13 protein-coding genes and 1 tRNA gene are annotated in these 12,505 nt (G+C 61.9%); 5 read left to right on the top strand and 9 right to left on the bottom strand.

Annotated features, from left to right (window positions below):
- Positions 1-73 precede the first annotated feature (73 nt).
- The gene (locus ASD52_RS31240; RefSeq protein WP_025425122.1) at positions 74-934 is read left to right on the top strand and encodes an endonuclease/exonuclease/phosphatase family protein; all 861 of its coding nucleotides are present in this window, start codon (positions 74-76) and stop codon (positions 932-934) included.
- Between the two features lie 42 nt (positions 935-976).
- Here ASD52_RS31240 and ASD52_RS31235 read toward each other — a convergent pair whose 3' ends face one another.
- The 4 genes from ASD52_RS31235 to rplU all read right to left on the bottom strand — a co-directional run bounded on the left by ASD52_RS31235 (position 977) and on the right by rplU (position 2,996).
- Entirely contained in the window at positions 977-1,561 is a 585-nt protein-coding gene (locus tag ASD52_RS31235) for a GNAT family N-acetyltransferase (RefSeq protein ID WP_025425121.1), read from the bottom strand.
- A complete protein-coding gene (locus ASD52_RS31230) occupies positions 1,558-2,190 on the bottom strand; it encodes a GNAT family protein (RefSeq protein ID WP_025425120.1) in 633 nt (210 codons plus the stop codon). Before ASD52_RS31230 ends, ASD52_RS31235 begins: the two co-directional genes overlap by 4 nt.
- Positions 2,191-2,321: 131 nt before the next feature.
- A complete protein-coding gene (gene rpmA, locus ASD52_RS31225) occupies positions 2,322-2,591 on the bottom strand; it encodes a 50S ribosomal protein L27 (RefSeq protein ID WP_025425119.1) in 270 nt (89 codons plus the stop codon).
- Between the two features lie 33 nt (positions 2,592-2,624).
- On the bottom strand, positions 2,625-2,996 hold the full coding sequence (gene rplU / locus ASD52_RS31220; RefSeq protein WP_025425118.1) for a 50S ribosomal protein L21: 372 nt from the start codon (positions 2,994-2,996) through the stop codon (positions 2,625-2,627).
- Positions 2,997-3,298: 302 nt separating this feature from the next.
- Between rplU and ASD52_RS31215 the strand changes: the two genes are divergently transcribed.
- Positions 3,299-3,388 (top strand) — tRNA-Ser (locus ASD52_RS31215).
- Positions 3,389-3,475: 87 nt separating this feature from the next.
- Here ASD52_RS31215 and ASD52_RS40480 read toward each other — a convergent pair.
- From ASD52_RS40480 to ASD52_RS31200, 4 genes are all read right to left on the bottom strand, one after another.
- The gene (locus ASD52_RS40480; RefSeq protein WP_225906505.1) at positions 3,476-3,697 is read right to left on the bottom strand and encodes a hypothetical protein; all 222 of its coding nucleotides are present in this window, start codon (positions 3,695-3,697) and stop codon (positions 3,476-3,478) included.
- Positions 3,698-3,756: 59 nt separating this feature from the next.
- Positions 3,757-3,972, bottom strand: coding sequence for a hypothetical protein (locus ASD52_RS40475; protein WP_225906506.1), 216 nt, complete (start codon positions 3,970-3,972; stop codon positions 3,757-3,759).
- Between the two features lie 87 nt (positions 3,973-4,059).
- Entirely contained in the window at positions 4,060-5,172 is a 1,113-nt protein-coding gene (locus ASD52_RS31205) for a DUF937 domain-containing protein (protein ID WP_025425117.1), read from the bottom strand.
- A gap of 648 nt (positions 5,173-5,820) precedes the next feature.
- Positions 5,821-6,330, bottom strand: coding sequence for a hypothetical protein (locus tag ASD52_RS31200; protein WP_025425116.1), 510 nt, complete (start codon positions 6,328-6,330; stop codon positions 5,821-5,823).
- A gap of 237 nt (positions 6,331-6,567) precedes the next feature.
- Between ASD52_RS31200 and ASD52_RS39500 the strand changes: the two genes are divergently transcribed.
- Positions 6,568-6,729, top strand: coding sequence for a hypothetical protein (locus tag ASD52_RS39500; RefSeq protein ID WP_164474930.1), 162 nt, complete (start codon positions 6,568-6,570; stop codon positions 6,727-6,729).
- Positions 6,730-6,907: 178 nt separating this feature from the next.
- On the opposite strand, the gene ASD52_RS31195 is transcribed toward ASD52_RS39500, so the two are convergent.
- Complete coding sequence (locus ASD52_RS31195; protein ID WP_025425115.1) at positions 6,908-8,215, bottom strand: amidase; 1,308 nt, start codon at positions 8,213-8,215, stop codon at positions 6,908-6,910.
- A 523-nt stretch (positions 8,216-8,738) separates the two neighbouring features.
- Here ASD52_RS31195 and ASD52_RS31185 point away from each other — a divergent pair.
- Positions 8,739-10,301 carry an alkaline phosphatase gene (locus ASD52_RS31185; protein WP_025425113.1) on the top strand — a complete coding sequence of 521 codons (1,563 nt, stop codon included), beginning with the start codon at positions 8,739-8,741 and terminating at the stop codon, positions 10,299-10,301.
- Between the two features lie 201 nt (positions 10,302-10,502).
- Positions 10,503-12,329, top strand: a complete 1,827-nt coding sequence (gene typA, locus ASD52_RS31180; RefSeq protein ID WP_025425112.1) for a translational GTPase TypA — start codon at positions 10,503-10,505, stop codon at positions 12,327-12,329.
- Positions 12,330-12,505: the final 176 nt, after the last annotated feature.

Genomic DNA, 12,505 nt, shown 5'->3' with positions numbered 1-12,505 from the left:
TGTTCGGTGTATTTGCGCGGTCGTATTTTGCCGCCATCGATATAGGCGGTTCATCCGGAGGTCAAAGAATATCGTGCGTTTTGCCAGCTACAACATCCAATACGGCATCGGTCTTGACGGCCAGTTTGAACCCGAGCGCATTGCTGCGTCGCTTGGCGGCGCCGACATCATCGCGCTGCAGGAAGTGACACGCGGTTTTCACCGCAACGGCCACGTCGATCTGGTTGCCCGTTTCGAAGCGCTCTTCCCCGGTCATTTCTCAGCCTTTCATGCCCCTTGCGACATCGATATCGGCTCTTCGATCGAGGGCGGCCGCGCCGTCAACCGGCGCTTCCAGTTCGGCAACATGATCCTGTCGCGCTGGCCGATCCTGTCGACCCGGTTGATATCGCTGCCGCGCACCCGGACCATCAGCCCGATGAACCTGCAGCGCGGCGCCACCGAAGCGCTGGTCGCCACGCCGGGCGGGCCGCTGCGCGTCTATTCCGTGCATCTCGACCATGTGCTTCCCGCCGAGCGCATCGCCCAGATCCGCTTCCTCAAGGAGCGGCTGCTCGGCTATCCGCTTGAGGGCGGCGGCATTACCGGGGCTGCCGATTTCGGTCTTGCTGAGCCGCCGCATCCGGAGGATTTCGTCGTCATGGGCGACTTCAACATGGAGCCGGAGACGCCGGAATATTGCGCGATGGCCGGCTCGCGCGACGCTTATTACGGACGCTCGCTTCGGCTCGAAAATCCGGTCGACGTGCTCGCCCATCTCAACCGGCTGACGCCGGAAAGCTATAGCTGGGTTCATCCCGACAATCCTCAAAAGCGCATGCATCTCGACTATGGCTTCATCAGCACCGGCCTGGTGCCGCAGCTGAAGGACGCCTGGACCGATTACGACGCCAAGGGGTCCGATCATCTTCCTGTTGGTTTTGAACTCGCTTGACGAATATCCCCGCAAAGGCATGGCTTCGCGGGGATTGTTTCTTCAGTGTGGCCGGCGCAGATCTGCCGCGCTCAGCCGGGTCTCGATATGGGCGACCATGGCATTGCGGGCGAGCGCATAGATCTGGCTGCAGCCGGTGATCTGGAAGCCGAGCTTTTCCTGGACCTTGAGCGACCCCGGATTGTCGGCGAAGACGCCGGAATGCAGGGTCGTTTCCGGCATGCGCCGGAAGAAGCGCTCGATCGCCGCATAGGCTGCTTCGCTCGCCAGGCCCTTGCCCCAGTAGAACCGGTTCAGCCAGTAGCCGACATGCCATTGGCCGTGCCTGAGCTCGATGCCGATGCAACCGATATGCACGTCGTCGCCGGTGGTGATCGCCAGCGTCCAGTCGGGGGTGAGTCCCGAGGTCTGGCTTGCCAGCCAATCGAGCGCATCCTGCTGGTCGTAAGGTGCAGGCACACGCGAGAGCATGCGCGCCACCTGGAAATCGCCCAGCGACTGAGCGATCGCCTCGGCATCGCTTCGGCTGTGGGGCCTCAGCACCAGCCGCCTGGTTTCGATGACCGGGCAGGGCCCGGGGCCGGGACGGATCGCGGTGCGCGAGCGTTCGGAGGTGAGCGCGTTCATCGCATGCCTCCCCAGCTTCTGAGCGAAACCCAGGTCTTGCGGTCGAGCCGATACCATTCGACAGAGATCGAGCCGCCGAGCGCCAGGCTGCCGACCATGCCGCTGCCCTGGAACTGGAAGCCGCACTTCTGGATGACCCGGCGCGAGGCGAGGTTCATGACCCGGCAGCGCGCATCGATCTGGTCGATGTCACGGGTGCGAAAGGCCATGTCGGTGAGCGCCTGGGCAGCCTCTGTGGCATAGCCTTGGTTCCAATAGGGTTCGCCCAGCCAGTAGCCGAGTTCCGCCGTCTTGCCATCGGGGTGCGGCTCGATACCGCAACAACCGAGGAATGCGCCATTATCCGCTTTGGTAATCGCGTAGACGCACTTGCCAATCGTGCCGGCTTTGGCGCGTCGCACGAAATCGGCGGCATCGGCCGTCGTATACGGGTGCGGCATGCGCGAGACCATGGTGGCGACATTGGCATTGTTGGCAAGATGGGCAAGGGCGTCGATATCGTCTTCATGGGGCGCGCGCAGAACGAGCCGGGGTGACAACAATATCGGGCAATCGGTCCTTGACCGTTGGGGCCTCAGCCTTTGTTCGGGAGACCGTGATTGGTCTTCCCTCAGTAGCTCGGTTTGCATGGTTCGTCCTCCAGAAACGAAAAAAAGGGGAGTTGGGTATTGCCCCATCTCCCCTTTTTAGGTCTGGCTTGGAACCGTTAGGTGCGTCAGCCGGGTCGATGAGACGCCGGCTGTTTTAGAGCGCTACCGGCTTATTCCGCTGCTTCCGCTTTCGGCATTACAGACACGTACACGCGGCCATTGGCCTTCGTACGGAAGTCCACGTTACCTGCCGTAAGCGCAAAAATCGTATGGTCCTTGCCGAGGCCGACATTGGCGCCCGGATGCCACTTGGTGCCGCGCTGACGCAGAATAATGTTGCCGGCGATGACCTTCTCGCCGCCGAACTTCTTCACGCCAAGGCGCTTGGACTCGGAATCGCGACCGTTGCGCGACGAACCGCCAGCTTTTTTGTGTGCCATTGGTGTTCTCCTTTAAACCTTCGATCCCAAAACTCAGTTTGCAGCTTCAGCGGCGGCTTCAGACTTCTTGGAAGCCTTCTTTGCCTTGCCACCGGCAGCAGCGATGTCCAGGATGCGGACGGTCGTCTGGTGCTGGCGGTGACCGCGCGAGCGCTTGGAGTTCTGGCGGCGACGCTTCTTGAAGGCGATGACCTTCTTGGCGCGGCCCTGTTCAACGACTTCGGCGCTGACAACGGCACCTTCGACAAACGGAGCGCCGATGGTTGCATCGGCGCCGACGCCGACCATCAGGATCTCGGTGAATTCAATCTTGTCGCCTGCTACGCCTTCCAGCTTTTCGATGGTTACGACGTCGTTGGCTGCCACGCGGTACTGCTTACCGCCGGTCTTGATGACTGCGAACATTCTTTATCCTTTCATGTTCGGGCCGGCTCTTTACCCCAGGGGCAAGGCCGTCTTTTTGTCAGTCGACATTTTTAGCAGAACTCCGGGATCATTCCCGAAGCCCTGCCGGTGAATGGGCGCAAATCACACCCGCTGCGGTGAGGGCAAGCCACACCACTTCATTGCGCGAATTACGGGAAACGCGCTCCTCTGTCAAGAAGAAGGCACTCGCCGCATTGGATAATCTTCACCGAGGCCCTTGCCAGCACCCGAATCTGCCGCTATGAACCCGACCGCGCCGAACAAGCGCCGACCGACTATGCGGAGAGGTGGCAGAGTGGTCGAATGCACCGCACTCGAAATGCGGCATACCTGCAAGGGTATCGTGGGTTCAAATCCCACCCTCTCCGCCATCGGGACTTCAATCCTGCTTTAGCCCGAATTCCTCCCAGCTCGCCAGAGTAGCTTCAGGCGACGAAGCGGGCATTGCCGGCGCAGCGTCAGGCGATTTTCAGCGCGGCCGATATTTCCGATAGGGTCGCTTTCTCCGCTTCGCTGACGGCGACACCGCCGAAACCCAGGAATCCACCTTCCTTGGCGGCTTCCGCTACGCGCTGGCTGATCTGATACAGCCATGCGGCGAAGGCGCTGGCATCATCCGGAGCCTTGGTTTCGACGACCGTTCGCGCCTGCTGCAACGTTTCGATGCATCTGGCCTTCATGTCCTCAGGCTTGGAGCCTTTCAGTTTCGCCTGCAGGCCGTCGCGTGCCGTCGTTCGTCCTACCGAGGTTTCGAAGTCGGCGACGAGCGCTTTGACGAGCGGATTGGCCGCGGCATCGTTTTTGCCTGCAGCAGGGCGCGGCTGTTGGCGAGGCCCTCCTTGAGCATGCCCCACAGGCCGCTCGGCTCCGCCGCGGTCACGGCTATGCCCGCCATCATCACGCTCTCCAGAAGCAACGTCCATTCCTCCGGGGTGAATGCCGATTTGTCAGCCATGGCTGACCCTCCTTCGTTCGATTTCGTGTTCATGACAGTCGTTGCCGATCCACGCGGCGCGCCGAGTGCCGACGGTTTCTCGAAACATCAGGTCGACAGGGCCGTCAGCTTCGTCTTCAATGCATCGATAGTGGGTTTCAGAATGTCCGAAACGCCGGGGATGGCCAAAACCTTGTCGAACAGCCCATTGAGCGTGGGCATCATCGGCGTGATCAGGGCCGTGAGGGCTGCCTTCTGCCCGGCTGAGAGTTGCCCGGCCACACCGCTGACCTTGTCGAGCTGGCTCGAGACATCCTCCAGCTTCGGCAAGGCCGCCGTGGCGGAGGCCGCATCGGTAACGCCCGTCAGCGCTGTCTGCAGGCTGGCCATGCCGTCCTTGACCTGCTGGCCGACATCGACCCCGCCGACCGTCAAGCTCTGCTCAGGCGTGCCGGCCTGGGGTGCGACCGGTTCCTTTGGCCTGCCGAACAGGTAGAAAAGCACGCCGGCAATCACCAGGGCGGCAATCACCCAATAAAGCCAGTTGCGCGACGAGGCTGGCGCGGCGGCCGCTGCTGCCGCTGCGCGTTGGCCGGCACCACCGACTGCGGAGGCCGAAGCGGCAGCGCTGCGGGTCGCTTGGCTGGCAGAGGCTGCAGCGGTTTGTGCCGGAGCGCCGAGCGAGCCGAGCAGGCCGGTGCCGCCGAGCAGGTCTCTGACGCCGGATGGCAATGCGGCGGCGATATTGTCCTTCTGGCTGGCGAGCAGACCGGCGATGCCGTTGGCGCTCAGGTCGCCTCCGCTCTGCTGGGCGAGGCCGCCCATGACCAGCGGAGCAAGCGTTGCCAGCAGCGAGCCGCTCGCCCTTTGATCCATGCCGGAAACCCCGCCTATGGCCGTTGCCAGCGCACTGCCGTCCTTGGCGCCAAACAGCGATGAGATGATCTGTGAGCCGTTTTGGGCAAGCGAAACCTGGTCGCCACCCGCCAGCATTCCCATGAGATTGTCGAGCGAGCCGCTCTGTTGTTTGGCGCTGTCGGCGATCTTTTGCGCGCCGCCCGGCTGCGCGGCGACGCCGGTCAGGCCCGCCAGAATTGCCGGTACGGCAGCGGCGACGGCGCTCTGCACCTTGCTGCTATCCAGGCCAAGCACTGAAGCGATGCGCGCGATCATGTCAGGGGTAAGCATCTGCGCGATGTAGGAAACAAGATTGCTGGCCATTGGCTTTTCCTCCACGTTGATGTCGTCGAACAACGACTCTGGTCATCGAGCGGGGCTCGACGGCGCGGCAATTGGCTGCAAGCAATTCGCGTTTAACTGATTATCGACTGCGAGATTTGTTCGCCAGGAACTCTACAGCGCCGCGCGTCTTGTTAGATGCGCAAAGGTCGCTGCAACACTTTGAATTGCTGCATGTTTTTAACCTTAAATCGAATTCGATTTAAGGAAACATGCAGTAGGCGCAGAAATACTAGCACCTGTAGGTGTATTGCGCCAGTTCGCAACAACCTTCGGAAATAAGCGTGTTGTGTCGCTTGTCGCCCACCCGGGCCTTGCCTCGCCTCTCCCGTTTGTCCGTCTTCTCCTTCTCTTAGAGGGCGGCCCGGACGATGCGCCGGAACATTTCTGTGCCGGATTCAGGCGTGATGACCGCCGCCTATGGACGGCATGTGCGAACGTTCCGGGAACTGAAACGCGCTGCTCAAGCGAGCCTCGACGGCCGGGAGTGATCTCGTGTCTACTGCATGTTTCCTTAAATCGAATTCGATTTAAGGAAACATGCAGTAATTCAGAGTGCTACAGCGACATTTGCGCGTGTAATAAAGACGCGCGGCGCTGTAGTCCAGGGATACCGCTGCGATGACGATGTCACTCTTCATGCGTGCGCAGCCACGCCTCCAGCCCGGCAATCACCGCGAGCCTCAGGCTTGCGTTCTTGGCAAGCGCTCGGGCAAGGGACTGTCCATCGGACAAAAAACCCATCTCGTGCATGACGTCGTCGGGCTTCAGGCGTTGCTTTGCCATGATCGCCTTGATCCGGGTGATCGTGGAGGGAAGCAGGTAACGTCCGCTGGCGATGGGGGCACCTGCGGGTATGGGAGAAGGCACGGCGGCCGTGGGCGGAACTGGAGTGGCAACAGGCAACACGCCTGATATCGCCAGCCAGGTCAGGAAGCCGTCGCGCTCGCCAGGGGTGGCCTTTGCCCACGAATTCTTGAGTTTCTCAAGGCGGGTCCGCTGCGGCTTCAGGCCGGCGATGACGAGAGCCTTGCGAAGCGAGGAGATCCTGCCGGTGAGCACATCACTGTGGATGTCCGGGAACTCGGCCTTCAACCGCTGCTCATAATGGGCGTTATCGCGCTTCGGCTTTTTCGACATTTTCAGTTCCGACGTTCATCTCCTGCGTCCTCTAGCGCGCCGCGCGGGCGAGGGCGAGTAAAAAGGCGATGCCGCCAAGCCGCGTATATCGGGCCACTTGTTTCGAGAGGCCGAGCCCGATGCCAAGCCGCGACCAGAGCGTCATGCAAAGCTCTGCCCGTCAAGCTTTGCACAAGTCGGGCTTTATACCATCGCGCCAAGAGCCGGGATGTGACACGGCGAACAAAGGACGATGATATGTCAAGCGATATCGAGCATTATACCGATCCGCAGGATTCGGCCGTTGCCCTCTACCTCACGAACAATGACGGCGAAGAGCTAACCAATGTGCTGGTCGCAGCACTCGAGGATGCGTTCCGCATCCTTCGCGACGAGGTTTCCGGCGAAACGATGCACTGAGGCGAGACGGCGAGGCCCAGTTCGCTATGCAAGCACAGGCGTGGGCTTTGCAACTGGCCGCCAACTGCAAAGCCGTTCGGTTCGCTGGCCAGGCTTCATATATACGATACGGGCGCCCTCGCGTGAGCGCCCTCAACTGATTATGTGCCGGGGTTTGGTTCGGGTCGAACCGGACGCATCACCTTTCCCGTAACAGCGCCTCGACCGAGGCCGCTACCGCCAGCAGCGTCCCGTCCGTTCCGTTCCTGCCCACCAACATCAGGCCAGCCGGGCGGGTCGGCCCCGGCATCGGCAAGGTTATGGCCGTGAGATCGAACTGGTTTGCGACCTGGCAGTTGCGCAAGAGCAAGCCCTCGACGCGATCATATTCTGCCTCATTCGCCTCCACGGAGGCGATCGGCACTGCGGCGATCGGCGTCGTCGGCAAGACGATGAGATCGTAGGCGGAGAGCCGATCGTCCATGGCACTTGCTAGGCCTGCTCTCGTTTCCAACAGCGCATCTAGTGCTGCCTGCGGCGTCAGCAAACGACGTCGAAGCGTCGATGAAACCCTGATGTCGACCGGTGCGTCGTGATCCGAAAGCCAGTCGGCATGCAGACGGCTCGCCTCGAGGCCGGCGATCGAGCCGATTGCGGTCGCCTTCTTCAACCGGTCGATAAGGTCGTCGATACCGCAATCGACAAGGTCGGCGCCCGCAGCAGTGAGGCGGTCGAGACATGCCGTAAAGTGTGTGGCTATTTCGGTTGAGAGCGCGGCCAGGAGCTGGCCGCGTGGCACGCCGATCCGCAGGCCGGCAATCGGCTGGGGAACAAGCGCTGTTACCGGCTCGCCGGCCATGACGGCATCGACAGCTGCGCAGTCGCTGACCGTGTGGGCGAGCGGCCCGATAGAATCGAGACTCGGGGCAAGCGGGAAGGCGCCGTCGAGGGACACGCGGCTGGCGGTCGGTTTGAAACCGACGAGGCCGTTCAGCGCCGCCGGGATGCGCACGGAACCGCCGGTGTCGGAGCCGATGGCGATATCGCAGGTGCCTTCCGCCGCCGACACGGCCGCGCCCGAGGACGAGCCGCCGGGGATCAGGCTTTCATCGGTCGCGTTGCCGGGAACCGGATAATGGGGATTGAGGCCGACCGCGGTGAAGGCGAATTCGGTCATATGGGTCTTGCCGACGATCACGGCGCCGGCGGCGCGCAATCTCCTGACCACGACGGCGTCCTGTTGCGGCACGGCTGCCGTGCGCTTGATGATCGAGCCGGCGAGCGTCGGTTCTCCGGCAACGTCGAAAAGATCCTTGATCGAAACGATCTTGCCGTCGAGCGGTCCGAGCGTGGCGCCGGCCTGAAGGCGGCGGTCGGCGGCATCGGCCTCGATGCGGGCGCTGTCGGCATAGAGCTTGACATAGGTCTTCTCGTTCTCCCGACGGGCATCGAGCCGGCTCAGGATCTGTTCGAGGTGATCACGCACGGGAGTGTTCGAATGGGACACGATAAGGAACCTGCCGATATCTGACGTCGCCGGGCGGCGAGCTGAAGCGTTTCGTCCGTAGCGCAGCAAGGGGGGCCGCGGCCGCGGACGAGATTCTTCATAGCAGGGCTTGCGGCAAATGCCATGAGGTTGCACCCGCCGCACCGCCTCCATGCAAGTGGATATTCAGCAGGGTTTATGCGCGCAGAGAATGAACCGACGATAGACGAAAGTGCGCAGGCAGTTTCGCAGGTTTGCAGATTTGCGCTGTGCGGCGGCGATCGATTGGTGCGAGGCGCGTTCGATGGTCTCGAAGCCGGCAGCCTTCGATCCCTGGCGGATCGCCCAGGTCGAGAAACGTCCGACTGCCTTCGGCCCGGCCCAGTCGCCGTCGAAGACGAGCCACCTTCGAAGGCCCTGTATTCACCGAATTGTCGCGAAACCGTTCAAATAGTTTCACGCCACTGTTAAGTCGCTGACATACGAACAGCTAAAGGTCCGGCACGCGAAATCCGCTTTCGCAGGGCTCGAACCGGAGGCTTGTTTGGCCGAAATCCTCACCACGCTGTCCCGCCGTTCCTTCCTTCTGTCTGCCGGTGCTGCCGGCCTCGTTGCGTCCTCCGGTCTTGCAACACCGTTCTATGCCCGCGGCTACGGCCGTCCGGAATTCATCCACGGGGTGCAGTCGGGCGATGTCGACACGAGTTCCGGCATGGTGTGGACGCGGGTCGACAGGCCGTCGCGGGTGACGCTCGACTATTCGACGACCGAAAGCTTTTCCAATCCGGTTCGTCTCGCCGAACTCACCGCAACACCGCAGACGGATTGTGCGGTCAAATGCGCGCTGGAGGATCTGCTTCCGGACCAGGACATCTTCTATCGGTTCACCGCGACCGATCTTTACGACATCAACCGGGTGTCCGAGCCGGTCGTCGGGCGGTTTCGCACCGCGCCGTTGCGCAAGCGCTCGGTCCGCTTCGTCTGGTCCGGCGACACGGCCGGCCAGGGTTGGGGCATCGACGATGTCGGCATGAAGACCTATTCGACCATGCGCCTGCACGAGCCGGACTTCTTCATCCATTCCGGCGACACGATCTACGCCGACAATCCCATTCCCGACGAGATAGCCTTGCGCGACGGCGGCATCTGGAAGAACCGGGTGGTGACGCATGAGAAGCGCGATGTGGCGCGCACGCTCGAGGAATATCGCGGCCAGTGGAAGTATAATCTGCTCGACAACCATGTGCGTGAACTCAACGCCGTCTGCCCGACCTTCTATCAGTGGGACGATCACGAGGTCCTGAACAACTGGTCGGCCTCGACAGACCTCAGCGACGATCCGCGCTATCCGGAAAAGGACGTTGCGGTCTACGCCGCGCGCGCGGGGCGCGCTTTTAACGAGATGACGCCGGTCCGCACGCCGCCGACGCAGCCCGGCCGCATCTTCCGCAAGATTGCCTACGGTCCGCTGCTCGATGTCTTCTTCGTCGACCTTCGGTCCTATCGCGGCCCCAACCAGGGGGAGGGTGATGGTGGCCTGTTCGGCTGGCGCCAGGCGGACTGGCTGAAGCGGGAGCTTGCCGCGTCGCGCGCCGTCTGGAAGGTGATCGCCTGCGATATGCCTGTTGGTCTCGTCGTCTGGGACGATTATGCCAACCGGCGTGGTTCCGATGCAATCGCCAATGGCGACAATGGTCCACCGACGGGTCGCGAAACCGAGTTTGCCGAGCTGCTCCGCTTCATCAGGGACAATGCCATCGACAACCTCGTGTGGCTGACGGCGGATGTGCATTATACGGCCGCGCATCACTACGATCCGTCGCGGGCGGCCTTCAAGGATTTCCTGCCATTCTGGGAGTTCGTTTCCGGTCCCTTGCATTCCGGTACCTATGGTCCGAAGGAGCTGGACATGACGTTCGGCCCGGACGTGCGCTTCATCAAGGCGTCCGGTGGAGGTGTGGACAGCAACCTGCCTCCATCAGCCGGGCTGCAGTTCTTCGGCATCGTCGATATCAACGGCCAGACCAAGCAGATGACCGTGCGGCTGATGGATCGGCAGGACCAGGAATTGTGGCGCGTGACGCTCGACCCGGCCGCCGTCGCATGAGCGTTTTGGCTTTGGTTGAACCCTTTCCAAACCCGGTTGGCGCGACCCTTTCCGGTTGCAAACCCATGGCCTGTCGGGACTTCGGAGCCGGGCTCTTGCGCGCGCCCCCCTTTCGCAATCGCAAAAAAACCTGTATGAGCCCGACCATTGAAAAAGCGGCGTGGCCCATTGGGGCGTGCCCTAAACCTTCCGAGACGAAAAATGAGCATTCGTAACATCGCGATTATCGCGCACGTCGACCATGGGAAAACGACCCTTGTCGACGAGCTTCTGAAGCAGTCGGGCTCGTTCCGCGAAAACCAGCGCGTTGCCGAACGCGTCATGGACTCCAACGACATCGAAAAAGAGCGCGGCATCACCATTCTTGCCAAGGCGACGTCGGTCGAGTGGAAGGGTGTGCGCATCAACATCGTCGACACCCCCGGCCACGCCGACTTCGGCGGTGAAGTCGAACGCATCCTGTCGATGGTGGACGGCGCCATCGTTCTCGTCGACGCCTCCGAAGGCCCGATGCCGCAGACGAAGTTCGTCGTCGGCAAGGCGCTGAAGGTCGGCCTGAAGCCGATCGTCGCGATCAACAAGATCGACCGTCCTGATGGACGCCACGAAGAAGTCATCAACGAAGTCTTCGACCTCTTTGCGAACCTCGACGCCACCGACGAGCAGCTCGACTTCCCGATCCTCTACGGTTCGGGTCGTGAAGGCTGGATGAACGTCGCGCCTGAAGGCCCGAAGGACCAGGGCATGGCACCGCTTCTCGACCTCGTGCTCAAGCACGTTCCCGAGCCGACGGTCGGCGAGGGCCCGTTCCGCATGATCGGCACGATCCTGGAAGCAAACCCCTTCCTCGGCCGTATCATCACCGGCCGCATCCATTCGGGTTCGCTGAAGCCGAACCAGCCGGTCAAGGTTCTCGGCCAGGACGGCAAGCTGCTTGAAAACGGCCGTATCTCGAAGATCCTCGCATTCCGCGGCATCGAGCGTCAGCCGATCGAAGAAGCCCATGCAGGCGACATCGTCGCGATCGCCGGCCTGACCAAGGGCACCGTCGCCGACACCTTCTGCGACCCGTCGGTCTCCGAAGCGCTGACCGCACAGCCGATCGACCCGCCAACCGTCACCATGTCCTTCATCGTCAACGACAGCCCGCTTGCCGGCACCGAAGGCGACAAGGTGACGAGCCGCGTCATCCGCGACCGTCTGTTCAAGGAAGCCGAAGGCAACGTCGCGCTGAAGATCGAGGAATCCTCCGAGAAGGATTCGTTCTTCGTCTCCGGTCGTGGCGAATTGCAGCTCGCGGTTCTGATCGAAACCATGCGCCGCGAAGGTTTCGAACTCGCCGTCTCGCGTCCGCGCGTCGTCATGCACAAGGATGAGAACGGCCAGCTGCTCGAGCCGATCGAAGAAGTGGTCATCGACGTCGACGAAGAGCATTCCGGCGTCGTCGTTCAGAAGATGTCCGAACGCAAGGCCGAGATGGTCGAGCTTCGTCCGTCCGGCGGCAATCGCGTCCGGCTGGTGTTCTTCGCACCGACCCGTGGCCTGATCGGCTACCAGTCGGAACTGCTGACGGATACGCGCGGCACAGCGGTCATGAACCGTCTGTTCCACGCCTACCAGCAGTACAAGGGTGAGATCGGCGGCCGCGTCAACGGCGTGCTGCTCTCCAACGACGCCGGCGAATCGGTCGCCTACGCCATGTTCAACCTGGAAGACCGCGGCCCGATGATCATCGAAGCCGGCGAGAAGGTCTATGCCGGCATGATCATCGGCATCCACACGCGCGACAACGACCTCGAAGTCAACGTGTTGAAGGGCAAGAAGCTCACCAACATGCGTGCATCCGGCAAGGACGAAGCCGTCAAGCTGACGCCGCCGATCCGCATGACGCTCGAGCGCGCGCTGTCCTGGATCCAGGACGACGAGCTGGTCGAAGTCACGCCGAAGTCGATCCGTCTGCGCAAGATGTACCTCGACTCGAACGACCGTAAGCGCTTCGAGAAGTCGCGTACGGCTGGCGCCGCTTAAGCGCCCACCGACAAAAGCGAGCGATTAGCGAAACCCCGGAGCAATCCGGGGTTTTTTGCTGTGTGTGCCAGCGGGGGGCGGCTTGCGGATAAAGTTAAAAAGGCGTTAACCTTCCATGGGATGCCGTTAAAGTTGCCTGTGGGTTAACGCGACGCGGCCCCCGGGTGGGATTCCTG

The organism is Ensifer sp. Root142 (genome assembly GCF_001426785.1).
In the GTDB taxonomy this organism is placed as follows: Bacteria; Pseudomonadota; Alphaproteobacteria; order Rhizobiales; family Rhizobiaceae; genus Ensifer; species Ensifer canadensis.
Note: the sequence above shows the minus strand (reverse complement) of the source record. Positions and strands in the feature narration are given on the sequence as shown.

Bases quoted from the DNA above. Each gene is read 5' to 3' on its own strand.
- ASD52_RS31235 (WP_025425121.1), bottom strand. From the start codon at position 1,561: ATGAACGCGCTCACCTCCGAACGCTCGCGCACCGCGATCCGTCCCGGC.
- ASD52_RS31230 (WP_025425120.1), bottom strand. From the start codon at position 2,190: ATGCAAACCGAGCTACTGAGGGAAGACCAATCACGGTCTCCCGAACAA.
- rpmA (WP_025425119.1), bottom strand. From the start codon at position 2,591: ATGGCACACAAAAAAGCTGGCGGTTCGTCGCGCAACGGTCGCGATTCC.
- rplU (WP_025425118.1), bottom strand. From the start codon at position 2,996: ATGTTCGCAGTCATCAAGACCGGCGGTAAGCAGTACCGCGTGGCAGCC.
- ASD52_RS40480 (WP_225906505.1), bottom strand. From the start codon at position 3,697: ATGAAGGCCAGATGCATCGAAACGTTGCAGCAGGCGCGAACGGTCGTC.
- ASD52_RS40475 (WP_225906506.1), bottom strand. From the start codon at position 3,972: ATGGCTGACAAATCGGCATTCACCCCGGAGGAATGGACGTTGCTTCTG.
- ASD52_RS31205 (WP_025425117.1), bottom strand. From the start codon at position 5,172: ATGGCCAGCAATCTTGTTTCCTACATCGCGCAGATGCTTACCCCTGAC.
- ASD52_RS31200 (WP_025425116.1), bottom strand. From the start codon at position 6,330: ATGTCGAAAAAGCCGAAGCGCGATAACGCCCATTATGAGCAGCGGTTG.
- ASD52_RS39500 (WP_164474930.1), top strand. From the start codon at position 6,568: ATGTCAAGCGATATCGAGCATTATACCGATCCGCAGGATTCGGCCGTT.
- typA (WP_025425112.1), top strand. From the start codon at position 10,503: ATGAGCATTCGTAACATCGCGATTATCGCGCACGTCGACCATGGGAAA.